The sequence below is a fragment of the Candidatus Ponderosibacter sp. Uisw_141_02 genome (assembly GCF_048087665.1).
GTDB lineage: Bacteria > Pseudomonadota > Alphaproteobacteria > Puniceispirillales > Puniceispirillaceae > UBA3439.
In genome coordinates this window covers 681,573-697,362 of the sequence record NZ_CP159807.1, presented here as the reverse complement: position 1 = coordinate 697,362, position 15,790 = coordinate 681,573, and the positions used below count along the sequence as shown (strand labels likewise).

15 protein-coding genes and 1 tRNA gene are annotated in these 15,790 nt (G+C 47.3%); 2 read left to right on the top strand and 14 right to left on the bottom strand.

Features of this window, described 5'->3' with window-relative positions; genetic code table 11:
• Window positions 1-13: 13 nt before the first annotated feature.
• The 3 genes from ABXT40_RS03560 to ABXT40_RS03550 all read right to left on the bottom strand — a co-directional run bounded on the left by ABXT40_RS03560 (window position 14) and on the right by ABXT40_RS03550 (window position 2,228).
• On the bottom strand, window positions 14-700 hold the full coding sequence (locus ABXT40_RS03560; protein ID WP_443646465.1) for a hypothetical protein: 687 nt from the start codon (window positions 698-700) through the stop codon (window positions 14-16).
• Between the two features lie 95 nt (window positions 701-795).
• Window positions 796-1,458, bottom strand: a complete 663-nt coding sequence (locus ABXT40_RS03555; protein WP_443646464.1) for an LPP20 family lipoprotein — start codon at window positions 1,456-1,458, stop codon at window positions 796-798.
• Window positions 1,416-2,228: a hypothetical protein gene (locus ABXT40_RS03550; RefSeq protein WP_443646463.1), complete on the bottom strand. Its 813-nt coding sequence runs from the start codon at window positions 2,226-2,228 to the stop codon at window positions 1,416-1,418. Before ABXT40_RS03550 ends, ABXT40_RS03555 begins: the two co-directional genes overlap by 43 nt.
• Window positions 2,229-2,441: 213 nt before the next feature.
• Here ABXT40_RS03550 and ABXT40_RS03545 point away from each other — a divergent pair, with 213 nt between their 5' ends.
• Window positions 2,442-3,290 carry a hypothetical protein gene (locus ABXT40_RS03545; protein ID WP_443646462.1) on the top strand — a complete coding sequence of 283 codons (849 nt, stop codon included), beginning with the start codon at window positions 2,442-2,444 and terminating at the stop codon, window positions 3,288-3,290.
• Between the two features lie 633 nt (window positions 3,291-3,923).
• On the opposite strand, the gene ABXT40_RS03540 is transcribed toward ABXT40_RS03545, so the two are convergent.
• The 6 genes from ABXT40_RS03540 to ABXT40_RS03515 all read right to left on the bottom strand — a co-directional run bounded on the left by ABXT40_RS03540 (window position 3,924) and on the right by ABXT40_RS03515 (window position 10,748).
• Window positions 3,924-4,088 (bottom strand): DUF6538 domain-containing protein, encoded by a 165-nt coding sequence (locus tag ABXT40_RS03540; RefSeq protein ID WP_443646461.1) that lies wholly within the window; start codon window positions 4,086-4,088, stop codon window positions 3,924-3,926.
• Between the two features lie 386 nt (window positions 4,089-4,474).
• Complete coding sequence (locus ABXT40_RS03535) at window positions 4,475-6,154, bottom strand: hypothetical protein (protein WP_443646460.1); 1,680 nt, start codon at window positions 6,152-6,154, stop codon at window positions 4,475-4,477.
• A gap of 66 nt (window positions 6,155-6,220) precedes the next feature.
• Window positions 6,221-6,511, bottom strand: a complete 291-nt coding sequence (locus ABXT40_RS03530) for a DUF1330 domain-containing protein (protein WP_443646459.1) — start codon at window positions 6,509-6,511, stop codon at window positions 6,221-6,223.
• Window positions 6,512-7,059: 548 nt separating this feature from the next.
• Window positions 7,060-8,319, bottom strand: coding sequence for a hypothetical protein (locus ABXT40_RS03525; protein ID WP_443646458.1), 1,260 nt, complete (start codon window positions 8,317-8,319; stop codon window positions 7,060-7,062).
• A gap of 896 nt (window positions 8,320-9,215) precedes the next feature.
• Entirely contained in the window at window positions 9,216-10,583 is a 1,368-nt protein-coding gene (locus ABXT40_RS03520) for a DUF6538 domain-containing protein (RefSeq protein ID WP_443646457.1), read from the bottom strand.
• 78 nt (window positions 10,584-10,661) lie between these two features.
• Window positions 10,662-10,748: transfer RNA gene (locus tag ABXT40_RS03515), tRNA-Leu, on the bottom strand.
• Between the two features lie 215 nt (window positions 10,749-10,963).
• Here ABXT40_RS03515 and lipB point away from each other — a divergent pair.
• Window positions 10,964-11,695 (top strand): lipoyl(octanoyl) transferase LipB, encoded by a 732-nt coding sequence (gene lipB / locus ABXT40_RS03510; protein ID WP_443646456.1) that lies wholly within the window; start codon window positions 10,964-10,966, stop codon window positions 11,693-11,695.
• 82 nt (window positions 11,696-11,777) lie between these two features.
• Here the strand turns inward: lipB and ABXT40_RS03505 are convergent, their stop codons facing one another.
• From ABXT40_RS03505 to ABXT40_RS03485, 5 genes are all read right to left on the bottom strand, one after another.
• Window positions 11,778-12,191, bottom strand: coding sequence for a hypothetical protein (locus ABXT40_RS03505; RefSeq protein ID WP_443646455.1), 414 nt, complete (start codon window positions 12,189-12,191; stop codon window positions 11,778-11,780).
• On the bottom strand, window positions 12,188-12,904 hold the full coding sequence (locus tag ABXT40_RS03500; protein WP_443646454.1) for an ATP12 family chaperone protein: 717 nt from the start codon (window positions 12,902-12,904) through the stop codon (window positions 12,188-12,190). Before ABXT40_RS03500 ends, ABXT40_RS03505 begins: the two co-directional genes overlap by 4 nt.
• 85 nt (window positions 12,905-12,989) lie before the next feature.
• Window positions 12,990-13,994 (bottom strand): RluA family pseudouridine synthase, encoded by a 1,005-nt coding sequence (locus ABXT40_RS03495; RefSeq protein ID WP_443646453.1) that lies wholly within the window; start codon window positions 13,992-13,994, stop codon window positions 12,990-12,992.
• Window positions 13,991-14,389, bottom strand: a complete 399-nt coding sequence (locus ABXT40_RS03490; RefSeq protein WP_443646452.1) for a fluoride efflux transporter FluC — start codon at window positions 14,387-14,389, stop codon at window positions 13,991-13,993. The genes ABXT40_RS03495 and ABXT40_RS03490 overlap by 4 nt, the downstream gene beginning before the upstream one ends.
• Window positions 14,390-15,715: a replication-associated recombination protein A gene (locus ABXT40_RS03485; protein WP_443646451.1), complete on the bottom strand. Its 1,326-nt coding sequence runs from the start codon at window positions 15,713-15,715 to the stop codon at window positions 14,390-14,392. It lies immediately after the preceding gene.
• Window positions 15,716-15,790 lie beyond the last annotated feature (75 nt).

Below are 15,790 nucleotides of genomic sequence, written 5' to 3'. Positions count from 1 at the left end.
GCGCCTATGAGTTCTAATTAGCCGCAGCTATATACTTTACCTTGGCGAGAAACAATTCGCTTCCGTTTGAATATTTAGCAGTGCTTTGAGATTTCAATTCCTCACTAGTGAGCGACCTCGATGCGTAAAATGTCTCTTTGTAACCAGCATAAAAATCTCTTAATGCCATAAACTCTCCACTGACGACCGCAAAATCACCCGAAGATAATTTTGAGACTTCTCTATATTCTCTGCTGTCATAATTGATCGTTGCACCCCAAACATCTTCGCCATCTGGGACCTTCAACTGACCGGTGCCAATTTGCGTACCACACCACAATTCCAGCACAATGGCTGCATCTCCGTCTACCGATGTATTTTTAGGAGCAACGACCTGCTTCACGGAAACAACTTTTACGATCCAATCATTGAACGCACCCTCTGGCAAGAGACCATCCAAATCAAGCTGCCTTTTCTTCTTAGTCATATTTACTTTAATTTCATTACGCGATTCTGTCGCTTCAGCGAGCTCAGCTATATGACGGTTTGTCAAATCACAAAATTGCCTTTGTTGGATAGGAGCATATTTCTCAGCATCACCCCATGAATTTGGCCCTGCATATACTTTGTCGATAGCAACGTTGGAGCAAGCAATTAGAGTTAAGGCAGCTAAAACCGGCGAGGCTTTCATAATAAAATCTCCAAAATAAACATTTTTCATGCCCCTACCTTCCAACTTTTTTTAGCAAGATATCAAGCAATTTATCTAATTTGCTCTGTCTGTAGTAACATTTTTAGAGAGGATTACGACCTCGTCTATTGCAGCACGCGTTGCCTTGCTATTTCTTTTTCCAATTCAAATATCGCAGCCCCTAATTCGTCCTTGGTGTCGTCCGAACCAATTTCAGACTTCATTTCATCGACTATGGTCTGACTTATCAATAATTTAGGATACTCAATTAGAACAACATAGGTGTGCTTTGCCTGCGCTCTGATCAAATGTTTCTGAACAATTTTATAACCCGATAGCTTTGTTTTCTTAATCGCTGAGTTCGTGATTACCTCAATCTTAGATGTGGTTTCCTCGTTTTCATTGCTCAATATCGAGGTAACAATTTCTTCCATAGTTGACGAAATCACCCCATTAACTTGATCAGCTATTTGTCGTTTTGCGTCCATTGTAGCTCGCGAGCGCGCCATTGATAAGCTTTTGCTCTCTGCAATACCACAAGCTTTGATTAAATGGTCGTCTTCAATGAAATTAAGACACCAATCTGGAATTTGATTTGATTGAATTTTCAAAACCCAAACGTTGTGAGACGCCGACATACCGGCAGGGATCTGGAACGCAAACAAATTGCTGGCGAAAGAAATAAAAATTGAAAAACAAGACAACCCCAAAAAAAATGAACAATTCATTAATGCGAACTCCAAAATCAATTTTTCAAAACATTGTAACCCATTTTTATCATCTGCCAATTATCACGGCCAAGCGAGTTCAGCCTTTGATAAAGGCTGGCAGAATTTTCAATCTCCAGCAAATCAAACGGCCTTTTTGTTGCTAGCAGAATCAGAACCTCAAATTGAACATTTTCATCTAAATTCATATCAGGTTCTGCATAAAAACCATATTGTGACTGACCCTCCAAAGAAGGGATGGCAAATTTTCCACTAACATTTTCAAATTTTTCAAAGGTATTTGGTGAAAGTTTATAATATTTATCATCGCTTATGTTGGGGTACCAAGCCATTAAAAAAAGGTTTGTTTTCTGGTTCGTCTCGCCTTCCACTAAGATTTCATCTCCCTTTAACTTTGTCCTTTTTCCCTTCAAGCTTGCAGATAAGGCAAAATTTGGATCAGGCAATTGACTATAACGTTGCACGTCAGCTTCAATCTCAATGATGCACTCTCTTTGCCCACCAGAAGCAGTTTCTGATTTATTTAAAATATTAAATGATGAGATATATCCTCCATCAAAATAGCTCAACGTTTCCTGATGAAGCTCGCAATTTGCGATGGAGCTGGTCTCAACACAAACCTCCATCGAGGAAGAGGTAAGCCCCTCTAAGCCAAACTTACTCATTGCAGATTTTTTAGCATCTAAAAGAGCTTCGCCAAAACACTTATCTAGGCTAATGCTTGAGGGAAAAGGGTGCATACCCTTTGAAATAACGCTATCTGCACCAGAGAAAGTTGGCAAAGTCCAGAAAAGAGTTACACTGATTGCGAGAAGTGTTTTTTGCATCATCGGAATTCAAGCTCATTCTAGTCAAATTTAAGATCAATATTTTAAGAATAACCTAAAGATTGTTTTTCAACCAATTCAAGTTGCAGAAATCGTCAATTTGTGACCTAGTTAAAACGCTTCACCTAGATCTCGCAGATTTAAAGGGCTTTATTAGCATTTACATAAAATAGAGTTATTGTTTTACAAGCTCTTTGTTATCCAATGGACGCTGTCATGAATTTTTTGCGGAAGCTGAATAATCATAATTTTCTTTTGGTTTTCTTTTTGTCTTTGAGTTTGGCCGCCTTCTCTCAAACAAACATCGAAGCAAAAGCAACTGAAACCGGCAATCAGGCTGTCGAGCTCTTGCAAAAAGAGAATAAAAAACTCAAAACCCAACTTGACCTGATGATCAAGAAACTTTTAGCACAAGAAAAAGAACTTGTCAGTTTGCGCGAAACTTTGGAAAAGCAAAAGTTGTTTAAGGATAAAACAACCCTAAAAACTTCAGGTGATAACACCAAAAAGTCCAACGACTGGGCAAATTTTCAGCAGAACCTATCTATCCAGCAAGTCCAGTTTTGCGCACTTGCGGGACGGTTTTTTAAACAGCTTGAAGAGGCGAGAGCAAGCGGCAACGAAATAAAGGTCAACCTTGTGTTGAAAAGCCGGCAGGATGACCTCGATGCGCTTATCCCAAAAGGTGTTTTTGAAAATTGGATTTTTGAGGCGGTAAAAATCGAACAAGTCGAAGATGGCTCCGCAGCAGTAATCATGAAATCACAATGCGGCACTCTTGTCGGGTCAGGGCAAATAGAAACAACTGGATTATTTGGCAAGAGGGAGTGGCGTGCAACCATTCCATACAAAGATCGTCGGTTTCGTGAGCTAGCAAAACTAAACGCAGGGCAATTTGTTACCGCCTCTGGTAACTTTGAGGAGGTAAAGGCATACAAGCCGGGGCAACCTGAGACCTTTTATGCGAGCATGCCCATCGGCGAGCACCCTCTGATAAAAGATATGGATATTGGCGAGGAACTTTTCATTGCAGATTTTAGCTATATCGCCTCGCTAACCCAATAAACTTCCAAATTGAAATTAAGCACATGTGGGGTTGGTGGGTACCCTATAGGGGGTACCCACCCCACCCACATTTTGTGCCGGAATTTAGTGCTCTGCATCCATATCAGGGGCGTCGGCATTGCTGGCAAGGCTGGATGGCGATGAGGCGACGAGGATAAAGCGGTCAAAGCCACTCAATGCAGATCAAAAAACAGCCCTTGAGGCGCTGAGAAATGCGATGATAGATCGTTCAATTGACCGCGTTGCGATGACAATTTGGAGCGAAGACCATAGGGCAAAATGTCCGGATTTAGACCGCAAAAGGGCGCAAGAGGCACGTCATTCGCTAATTGAGGCCAGAATTGTGGGGTCGGACAAACATACGGCTTAGGTAATCAATGAAAACAGATAGTTATCAAAAAATGTCCGGTGTCCGCCGGACGTGTCCGGTGTTTTGCGGACGTGTCCGTCCTGTCCGGTTTCCCTTAGGGAACCGGACGGACACTATCCGGACGGACGGACAGGAAAAGGGGTAAGATAATGGCGACTAAAAAGACAACGAGGCCGAGGCCAAAACCTAGTAAGGTTTATTATCAGGCTGCTCAGTCAGCGATGAGGCGGACATAGCCCCCTTACCCCCTTCGCCCACCAATGCTATAATCTCCCTATGCAAACCATCCAAAAAGCTCGGTCTCGCGTCCTCAACGATTTTTGAATGGAATTTGCCCCATAATGCGGCACAAGATCCGTTGGAATGCGTTTTTGGAGGTAGTAAATACCGCGTTTGCGGTACAAGTAAGGAGCTGAAACTTTCGTCATAAAGTACGACCATTTGTACGACCCTTGGGGCATAAAATGGGAATATCGCTATATTTTCTGCGGGTTTCAGAAGGAGAATGGTGCGGCCGAGACGCAATGTGGTGCGGAATCAATAGTGTCTAACTAATTGAATCTTATAGACAGTCATAACTATTTGCAAGCGGCTTGTGATACCGATTGTGACACCTTTTTAAGGCTAAGGATTTTAGGAATCCTACGCCTAAAATCCTACCCCAGTACCAATCGTAATCTCACGACTTCAAAAAAAGAGGCTAAAGGGTCGGTTGTTGTTCGTGTTTTTGTCATCTAACCTATCGTTATTGACTGACATTGCCTTTGTACCAATTTGCATGAGTTTCAGTAATGGATTTTGTCTACCGATAGTTCTAAAAGTTTGATTTGAACTGCAGACCATATTCATGCTTTGGTCCGCTGTTCAGGTTTTCATAACTGAAGTAAAACTTGCCTGTGATTCCTTTTTCGTCATTCTTCTTTCCTATTTGGAAATAGACACCAGTGTTGCAAGCATCAATTTTGTTTCCTGACTTCATGTTCTCACAGGCGTAAGATGGATTTACGCTCACAAAATCTTTTATCCCATTCTGGTTGGCAAAACTTTCATACAGGAACTCTGGCTCTACTGTTATTCTAAACACGGTTGGCATCGGCAAGGCTGCCTCAACTACTGCGCTACCAAGACTGGTTGTCGAGACAAATCTTTTCCTGATCAGATATTCACGGCTGTAAGATAGAGCCAAGGTTGGCTTTATCCAAAGCTCCGGATAAATCCCGTATTGGCCAGTAAGTTGTGCTCCACCTGAGACTGAATAGGTTCGCATTTTCCCAATCACATTCGTGTAAGTGCTCCGGAAAGATGATTTTGTCTGAGTGTAAATCAAATCACCGAAGATACCCCCAAAGACTTTTTCGTTGAAACTGTGCGATAGACTTGCACCCACTCGATATGCTCTTGCCTTGCTGAAGGATTTGATTGGGTGGTTCCCTTTACCGTCGCTTTGTTTAAAGCCAAACCGATACTGTGAAGAGGTTTTTTCAGAAATGCCAACGTCAAAAAGGGAGAGGGCAGAGACAACTTGAGTGACGCTCTCGTTTCTTGAGTGAACCCGCTTTGCGTCAATCATAATCCGCCTTCTGAATTGATCGCCAACAATATCAGTCTGGTGATATTTTCCGTCACCAACCATTCCAAAAGAGTTGCCGTTGAGATTGAAATTATAATCTACAAAGCTAGTGGTCGCTGTTGATGGTTCTGCCCGCATCATTTCTCCGTGAAATACCATCTTTTCACGCATAATAAATTCGGCAGTTTTAACCTGCTCGACTGAATTGGAGATTAAACCATTTTTTGTGATGCTCTCAATTTCAGTTTTTATAGCCTCAAAAGCAACAACTGGATCATTAGATGGGCTCGGCAAGTTAATTAAGGTTTCATCAATAAACCAGTCTTCAAATACAGAACCACAACTCGTAGCCGGAACACAACTGTATGTAAATGTGATAGAGGTGACATTTGAGTACGTTAACAATGTGGTGATCTGAAAGCTTCCGTCTGAGTTGGCGCTTGAATATGTGAGAGAATTTCCAGCAGTAGACGACGTGCTGCTTGTGTCAGTGATAGTTGCGCCTGACCCAGAGACAGTGATCACTGCACCTTCTGGGATCCCTGCGTCACCAAAATAAGTTATTTTTGCTATTGAGCCGCTGATGGGAGTGTTCATTGAGAACGTCACATTTCCCGTTACACCTGTGTTGGGGTTGTTGTCTGATCTTATGAGAAAATCAGTGCCCGCACCGAGCACAAAATACGCCTCATTGCCTAACTCTGCAGCTGTTGAGGTTGAAGTCACAGTGGCGGTCACTCCACTTATACCTCCAAATCCAGCAATCGTCTTTGATCCACCGTTCCATACATCGGATGGCACAAGGGTTGCACTGCCACGCACGCCATCAATATCGCTAAAATCAAGTATGGCTGCCTCCGCCTTGTTGTCGTCGACAGCGAGTGATTCAAAAAAAAATAAAACTAACAGAATGATTTTCAGCATTAATGATTTACTACGGGATCAGCACAACTTCAAAAGAGCAAAAGGAAAATAGGGTGAGCTTGCGGGTCATTCAAACCCCTCGATTACTCTGACGTCACGCTTAACACCATCTAGTAGTGCAAATGCGGCCTGATACACGTCACTGGTGAAAGCGGCTTGGGCTTCATCTGTACTTCCAAACTCAACGATAACTGCCCGCTGATTCATGCCATTTTCATATGTAGCTACTGGCATTCCTCTGGCTATGAATTTGCCCCCAGCATTTTTAATAGCTTCCATGGCTTTTGGAGCGTAGTTGCTAAGGTTCTCGTCTGTTGGCAACTCCAGATAGGAAACCATTATGTAGCCTTTTGGCATTTTATCCTCCATTTTTCTTTTTAGTTCGTCCGTAGGATCATAATGGTCGTCTGGTTCTTTGTCGTCCTCTTTTTTAGCGTGAGGATCGCCCAGAATGAGCGTCTTGACGAAAAAAGTTCACGCCGATTTCTCAGTGAGGCATCTCGTTTGCTTAAGAAAGGAATGACACCATTCCGTCAACCTCGTTTAAAGGCCAATCAGGCCAACGGTTTGATGTCACAAGTGTTTAGCTACATGATTTAGCCCAAAGCTAATGCTTGTTGTCTTGTCTCGTCATTTTGTCTGATCCACCCTCGCCCACACGTTTCAGGATTTCTAACCTGTGGCTAGGTTGAATATTAGTAAAAACAAAACTGTAATCCCTAGCGATACTGCAGTGGCAAGTGGAGGCATCGTGACGTTTTTAAACTCTATATTGTGTTCGTTAGTTATAAAGCAGACAACATGTAGTAATTTTAGGTGCCGACGTCAAAAACAAAATTTACCATTTTCAGCTCAAAGCTAACGCCTGTTTTCTTGTCTCATTATTCCGTCTAAGCAACTCACCCCTAATCATACATCCATTCTTCAAACAACCTACGCATCCTAGGTGACGGAAGGTAAAGAGTGATTGGCTCCCCTCTCCTGACCCTAGAACGCCATACCCACTGTATTAGCTCAGTGAGAGCATAGGAGTCTTTGAAATCTTGCGAACTGTTTCCCAACCAACGTGCCAATATGGGATTGATGTTTTGGTCGTAGAGGTAAATTAGATGCGAACAATGGATGTAGTCGTTGGTGCCTCTGGTCGTGTTAGCGATCCAATTCACATCCTTCATTCTTGAGCCTTTAGCAAAGACACCCGGTTTGATGTTTTTCTTTGGTCCTTCATCTTCGTCTTCAATGTCTGGGTTGTTGTCGTTAGCCGCTTTGATCCAAGCGTCCTTCTTGCTGGTGAGGAGAATGTTGTTGATGTCGACACCAACCAGCTTCCTCTCCTTCAGATTCTTCAGTGACTGGGCTACCTTGGTCGCATAAGACGGGGACGACATCCCCTTCTCTTGACCGGTGAAACTAAAGTTGGTCTTGGACAATGCAGGAATGTTCTCAATCGTGATCAACTCAGCAGCCTTTGACCTGAAGTCTTTCTCCAGTTTATTGTCGTTGCTGACTTCGTAAGACAACCCAAGTTTGCGAAGGTAAGCCAAAAGCATTGAGCCGTCGGACTTGTATGTCATCACAGTTACCGACCTACCGCCAGTTAGGATGCACTGAGGCAAAGCCCAGATAAACATCTTCCCTTCTTGAAGGTAAAGACAACCAGTCTCAGCAAAGTTGAGTATCTTTGGGCTAAGGGTGTCGGAGACTTCGTCTCTGTTATGCCACCACTTCATTGTTGGTCTTACGCGACCAGTAGTAGCATCGACATCCATATAGCCAGCATCCAAGTAAAACTCTTGAATCGAAGTCTTGGACTTAGACGTTACCATCTCCACTACCTTTGGCACCTCATCAATGATGATGTCGTAATCATCCAAGAGACCAGCTTTGACCATAGGCACCAGTCGTTCGTACATCTCATGAGTGGTCGCTATGTTGCTGCCGAGCAAGAGATGTGACTCTAGACTGCTGGTCTTGGTTCCTTGGTCATTGTCATTTGCATGAGGTTGGACAAACTCAATGTCCTTTGACCCCTCGATAACACGGTCAACTTCAGACAACAAAGGTAGGATGACAAGGTACTTTTGGTCTTCCTTGAAGTTTTCAATCACTCTTGTCGTTTTGCCACTACCGCAAGGGTAGTCTTCAATCTTAATTACTTTGTTCATTCTTGTTTATTCTCCTTGTTTCAAACAAAAGAAAACCCTGAGGCACAAAAAGCGCCTCAAGGCTATCATTAGCTATTGATTTTAAACGATTATTCGACCTACCCCTTAAAGGAAAGACTACAGTCTAACCAAGTGGTTTGGTCGTTAAGTTGTGAGTTGTTTTGGTTGTCAGCAACCTAGTTCGCCACCACCTCAACCAACCTTGTCTTCATGAGACCAAGGAAGCATGAAGTTAACTAAGGTAGCCGATAGGTTTTTAGATGTGTTGTGTGTCTAACCAAAAAACCCAATACCAGTGAACCACTCGCACTAGTCCATCTTAGGAGAGGGGTAACTTCTGCATGGGTTGAACTAGTCGCCCCGTGCATAGGCAACACCTCTGACCAGAGTTGCTTAGGGAAGCTGGCGCAAGTTTGAGCAAATGGAGTGAAAATTCTAAAGAAGTGCAACGCAATGTCGTTATTATTTGTGGAAGCAATAAGAGGACACTGCGTTACGTTCCTCCCTTAGCAAAAGCCATGCCTCACAGAGTAATCTGTGGGGCTTTTTTACTTTTGGCACACGAAATGCTACTTTTAACCATGAGGTGGTTGGATTCGCTCCTTCCCTTACAGAAAACTAGTTGAACCGAGCGGTTGCGAATGTCGCCACCTCACGTCTCCCACGGTTGGCTTCTGAACCTCCTGCGCTTACAACATTTGCTTTATGGCTTCGTGCATAAGCGACACCCCTGCCTTGAACACCGATTAAACTAGGTTATCAATGGTGCCTCGAGGCAGCAGAAGACAAGTTACTTGTCTTTTATTTCATAAGTGTCCAGGTTTGAGGTGACCGGAGGTTCCCATTCTTTGATAAAAGCCAACGGCTCCATCCAGACAAAAATCTGATGAAGAAGACTAGATAGCGACCTGTTTCATGTACCTATGAAGTCTCTCCAAAGACGACCCCTGGCCATAGGTTTGACCAACGCTGGATTTTGACCATCCACCTATCTCATCCATAACATCTGCAGGACAATCGACCTCGCGTAGCCTGTCCCTCATTGCGTGTCTAAAGCCGTGAAGAACATACTGAGGCGGGATATGCTCCTTCATCCATTTGTTAAGACCATTGCTAGCAGAGTTACTGTTGGTGCTGGCTTGCTTGTTGTACCTCGGGAATAAGAAGGGCGTATTGTTTCGCAAAGAGGCTTCTACAGCCCTCCTAGCGGCCCATAGAGCCACTCCAACAAGAGGAACACGTCTCTTGCTTGTCTTTGTCTTAAGACGCCTGTTGTCGGTCTCTTGAACGATAACGTGAGGAACTTCAGCACTAAGGTCAACGTGGCTTCGCTCTAATCCAGCAGCCTCTCCAAGCCTGAGGCCAGTGTCGCTAATTAAGGCTATTAACCAACGCATATCATCATCAAACTTTTGGCACAGCACCTGTACCTGAGCGATGTGTTCGACTGGTATCGCTGGTCTCTCTTTTGGCTCTTGCTTCCTGTAACGAAGACCAGAAAAGGGGTTGTCTAGCTTTAGTGAATGCTCCTGATTAGCCAGATTAAAGACCGAATTTACAGAATCCATAGAGCGTTTGACGCTGGAAGTAGACAAAGGTGACTTGTTAAGTGCTTGGTCTGTCTCATCGTACAGCCAGTCTTTGAATTTTTGTGCATCTTGTCTGGTGTACTCAGACAAAGGCTTGTCGCCTAATACTGACAACAATCGCCTAATCGGTCGCTCGATGTGGTTAAGGTCATTCTTGGACTTACCATCACCATTCATCTGGTGATGAAGAGAAAGAGCATCTTCCCAATGCCAAGCCTTCCCATAGTTCAACTGAGTTAAAGCTTCTCTGATGATAGCAGTCTCTTCAGTCTCTTCTTTTGAGCCATGACGAACGTCATCTAGCTTACCCTCGTACAACTCAAGCATAAGGTCGATGGCTGTAAAGGGTGCCTCATGGTCAATCTTGCTCAAAGGCTTCTTGGCTTCCCCTGGCTCGAATCCATGGCTCTCAAGGAAGGCTGTTGCTCTTTGACGCAAGGTTAATGGAATAGAACGGTCATCAGGATTACGAAAATAAGCCCACAGCGTGTCTAATTGCTGCGTAATACGAATTGCCGCAGCCTCAGCTTTAGCAGCCTCATGTGTCTTTAAAGATTGAACAAAGAATGACAGCCCATCATGGTGACCCTTGAGGTCATCAGGGATGCGCCTTCTGTAATAATACCGACCAGACGGCTTTCGCAGAACATACTTCAAGTCGAGCCAAACTCGCATTTGTGATACCTTTGTGATACCTGTTATAACAAAATAACTGGCTAAACACTAGGGTTTCCGCGGTTTTACTAAGGAGAATGGTGCGGCCGAGAAGACTCGAACTTCCACGGGGGTTAGCCCACAGCGACCTCAACGCTGCGCGTCTACCAATTCCGCCACGGCCGCACGTCTGAGGTGCCCTTTATATGTCACCTTCATTCTCATTTATCAAGCCTGTTTCGCTGCCTTTGGTGAAAAAGACAAAAGCCAGCCCATCAGCCGCTTTCACGCGTCAGCCCGCTTTCGCGCATCACAAACCCAAGGCCGCATGACCAAACCGCATAACCGGCGCGAAAACATAGCCAGCCAGTAAAACACAAGCTATGCTATGGCCAGTAACCATGATGGCTTTTGCAAACCGGATCATAACCATGCCGCCAGCAGCCCCGCCTGAAAATGCAAATCAAGACGCCGCACTATCGCCCGTGCCTAGCTTGCCGCTGGCATGGCGTTATTTTGCCGGTTTACAGCCCTATGAGCCGCTTTTGGCCGAAATGCAGGAATATGCAACCGCCATTCGCCAAAACGCCGCTGCCGAGGCTGTGTGGCTTCTTGAACATGAGGCGGTTTACACCGGCGGCACATCGGCAAAACCGCATGATCTTTTGACACCCGGAAATGTGCCCATTTCGCATGTCGGGCGCGGCGGCCAATGGACCTGGCACGGGCCGGGCCAGCGTGTTGCCTATGTTATGCTTGACCTCAGTCGCCGCGGTCAGGATGTGCGCGCCCTTGTTCATGGGCTGGAAAGCTGGATCATTGCCAGCCTTGCCGTCTTTGGCATTGCCGGTCAACGGCGCGACGGCTTGCCTGGAATCTGGGTTAAAAATGGCAAAAGCGACAGCGGGCTTGATAAAATTGCGGCGATTGGTATCCGCATCAGCCGCTGGGTCAGCTGGCATGGCATTGCGATTAATCTTAATCCCGATCTGGCCGCTTTTGATGCCATTGTGCCATGCGGCGTCCATGATGGCGGGGTGACATCATTTGTCGATCTTGGCGTGAGCGCCAGCATGGATGATCTTGACCATGGTCTACGAGCGCAATTTCCGGTGTTTTTCCCAAACCCGTAACATAATCCACCGCACCATAACCCACCGCAACAGCGTAAAACCAGCGGGCAAAAGCCAATCGGCAAAGGTTAGCCGGCCAAAGCTAATCAGTAAGCCGCAAATCATCCAAAAAATCCAAAAGCGCAATCACCGCCCGTTCGGCATCACCGGCAAGCCAGCGGCCAGCATCCGCCTCGCCCATCAAACCATCGCTTGGCCCTTCATGGTGAAGCAGGTAATTGCGCCGCCCGCGAAGCCAGCCAAGATTAGCCGTGCTGCCAGCATAGGCAAATGCCGCCCCATCAAGATAGCCAGCAGGGCCAGCCTGTTCATTCTGAACAATATCAACAATGGCGGCGGCAAGAATGATCGTGCTTGCTGGCAATCTGGCGGATGCGCTGGCAATCAATTCACGGTAAAGCAGGCTGGCATGTGGCCCCAAATCAGCGATATCAAAACCCGACAGGCGGCCAAGCAAAGACGCGCTTAGCGCCGCATGCCCCATTGCCCGTTTCATATCTTTGCTTTTTCTGGCAAAGATTGGTCGGCCAGTAACGCCAAAAACCGCGCCGCATCCTGTAATTCAGCGCGCAAAAACCCATGCCGGTCGGCGGTTTCGAAATCGGTTCCCCATGTTTCGTTCTGCCAAAGCTCATCAAGAAAGGCGAGATCAAACATCGCGTCACTGTCAATCATCATCGACACAAACCCAAGCCCCAGCACCAGCGATCCCGACAGGCTGGTAGCGCGGTACAAAATGCCAAGCTGCCAATCATCGTGTGCGGTAATCAGCGCGCCAAATTTTTTCGCATCGCTTTGCCCAATTGGCATGATGCCAGTAACAATCTGAAGATGGATATCATGTTCGGCGGCCAACCGGTCCAGCCAAGGCTGCCACTGATCATGCTGGCGGCTGGCAAGATCAGTTTGCGCATCGCGATAACAAAGCAGATCATTCCCGCCATAGGCAGCGAGTTCGGCCATCACCATATCACGTTGCGGCGTCACCCGATCGGTCACCGTGACAGCAAGGCTGAATAGAGGCATTGTTGCCGGATCAATATCATCGCCCTGCGCCCGCCATTCATCGGCAATCGCCGATGCCAAAGCCATTGTTGGCAGGCGCAACAGGCTTCCCGCTGGTGAGCGTAAATTCCGCCCATCAAGCTGGATCGACAGGCCATCATCGGCCAGCAAGACTGATTTATAAAATCGTTTTTTTGCCGCCATCACACCTGACAATCCCTATCCAACATAAAAACTTTAAATTCAGAATTTTGCGCCGGTTTTGGCCTGCGCCGATTTTGGCCATTGCCTAATAATCTTGAAACCGCCAGCCTGCTGCCGGTAAATCCATACCAAGATCGGCAAGGCTTGCTTTTAGGTGCGGGCTTGGCGGTGCGGTAATCACTTTGCCATCGGTCAGTCTTAACTGCCACGCATGAAGATGCAGCCGGCGTGCAATCAACCCGCCCGGATGCGCGTCATCACCAGCATATTTCCCATCACCGCAAATCGGGTGGCCAATATGCGCCATATGAACGCGCAATTGATGCGTTCTTCCGGTTAAGGGGCGCAGCGCCACCAACGCCATTTTCCGACCAGCATGATCAAGCCGGCGATACAGGGTTTGCGCCGATTGCCCATCTTCGTGAACCTGCATTTTTTCGCCAGCCTTGCCGCCAAGCTTTAAAATTGGATCACGGATACTGCCCGATTCAGGCGGCAGTCCCATGACCAGCGCAAGATAGGTTTTTTCCAGCCGGTGTTTTTGAAACGCATCGGTCAGGCTGCGCGCCGCCTCGATCGTTTTGGCCAACAAAAGAACGCCGCTTGTATCTTTATCAATCCGATGAACCAGCCGTAACCGGCTGCCAGCATCATCACTCATGGCCCGCATCATGCCGTCAATATGGTGATGCGTGCCCGAGCCGCCCTGAACCGCCAGCCCGCTTGGCTTGTTCAACGCCAGCCAGCCCTTGCCTTCGGCAAGGAACATATCGTCAAATTGCTGGCGAAGTGAACTGCTGGCCACAATCCGCGGTACCGCCGGTTTGCTGGCGGCAGGGGTTTCGGCAATCACCGGCGGAAGACGCAGCGTCTGGCCACTGGCAAGCCGTGTCGCCGCCTTGGCCTTGGCACCATCAAGCCGGATCAGACCATTGCGCAGCATTCGTTCAATCTGCCCTTGGCCAAGCCCGGGAAATAGCCGCCGTAAAAACCGGTCAAGCCGCGTGCCGTCCTCATGGTTGGGAACCGCCTCAAAGCGCCATTTATTGCCGGTTGCCGCAGGCCTTTTGGCCACAATATCTTTACTCATTGCCATATTCCACCGTGCCTAACCGCCCAAAAACCCGCGCCAAATGCCAAAAGCGACAATAGCACTGATGCCACAACATAAGCACCGGTCATTACCATACCCTGTTTCTGCCATAAATGACCCGCATCAAGCGCAAAGCTGGAAAAGGTGGTCAGCGCGCCAAGCAAGCCAATGGCAAAAAAGCCTCGCCATGCCTCGGGCAAAACCATGCCAGCGGCAACTGCACCAGCAAGACAGCCCATCAAACCCGAACCGGCAATATTCACCAGCAATGTTGCTAATGGCCCGGCAATGCCAAATAGGCCAGCACCAACGCTAAGGCTAACCCCATAGCGCAAAACAGCACCAATCGCCCCTCCCGCCGCAATGGCGGCAATCATTGTTGCACTTGCCATCTAGCCCTCGTCAGTCTTTTCGCCGGCTTCAAGCACCGGTTGTTTGCTTGCCCGTAAACGATCCCAATAGGCAAGACGTTTGGCAATTTCGCGCTCATAGCCGCGTTCAACCGGATGATAGAAAACCTGCCGACCCATCCCATCGGGAAAACAGTTCTGTCCGGAAAATCCGTCCGGATCGTCATGGTCATACGCATAATCAGCACCATAGCCAAGCTGTTTCATCAATTTGGTTGGCGCATTCAAAATATGCGCTGGCGGGCTAAGCGATCCAGTTTGAGCAGCCGCCTTTGTTGCGACCTTAAACGCCTTATAGGTGGCGTTTGATTTTGGCGCTGTTGCCAGATAAATTACCAATCCGGCAATGGCAAGATCACCTTCAGGGCTGCCAAGCCTTTCATAGGCCTGCCATGCGGCCAAGGCACGCGGCTGTGCTTCAGGTTCGGCAAGCCCGATATCCTCGGTGGCAAAACGGGTTAGACGCCGCAAAATATAATGTGGATCCTCACCGCCAGCCAACATACGAGCAAGCCAGTAAAGCCCAGCATCAGCATCCGATGACCGCAAGGTTTTATGCAAGGCCGACATCAAATTATAATGTTGATCCCCTGCCCGATCAAAGGCGGGGGCGCGCCCTGCTACCAATTCGGCAAGACCGCGACTATCCAGACTTTTCGTTGCTGGCATTTCAACAAGCAGACTTGCCATATTCAGCAAATAACGCCCATCGCCATCAGCCATGCCAAGAAGCGCGGTGCGGGCGTCATCATCAATTGGCAAATCACGCCCGATATGCGCCTCAAGACGGCTCAAAATCGCCTCAAGCGCGGCACGATCCAACCGGTCAAGAACCAGCACTTGCGCCCGCGACAGCAATGCACCATTCAAGGCAAAGGAAGGGTTTTCCGTGGTTGCCCCAACAAGCGTCACTGTGCCATCTTCGACACGCGGCAATAGGCCATCCTGCTGCGCCTTATTAAACCGGTGGACTTCATCAACAAATAAAAGCGTGCGCTGTCCCTGCAAGCGGCGTTGGGCGGCGCGGTCAAAAACCTTACGCAATTCACCAACCCCATCAAATACCGCCGATATTGGTTCAAACGCCATATCAGCCGCATCTGCCAGCAGCCGCGCAATCGTTGTTTTACCAGTACCGGGTGGCCCCCAAAAGATAATCGAGCCAAGTGACCCATGCGCAAGCATCAAACGAAGTCGACCCTGCGGGCCAAACAATTGCGCCTGACCGACAACATCATCAAGCGTTTTTGGACGCAATATCTCGGCCAGCGGTGCCGCTGGTGCGGCCTCAAGATCAAGTTCATTCATAGGCTCTATATTCACCCAACCATCATATTGGTGCAAAGAAAAAAGGGCCACCTGAAGGCAGCCCTTTCATCAATT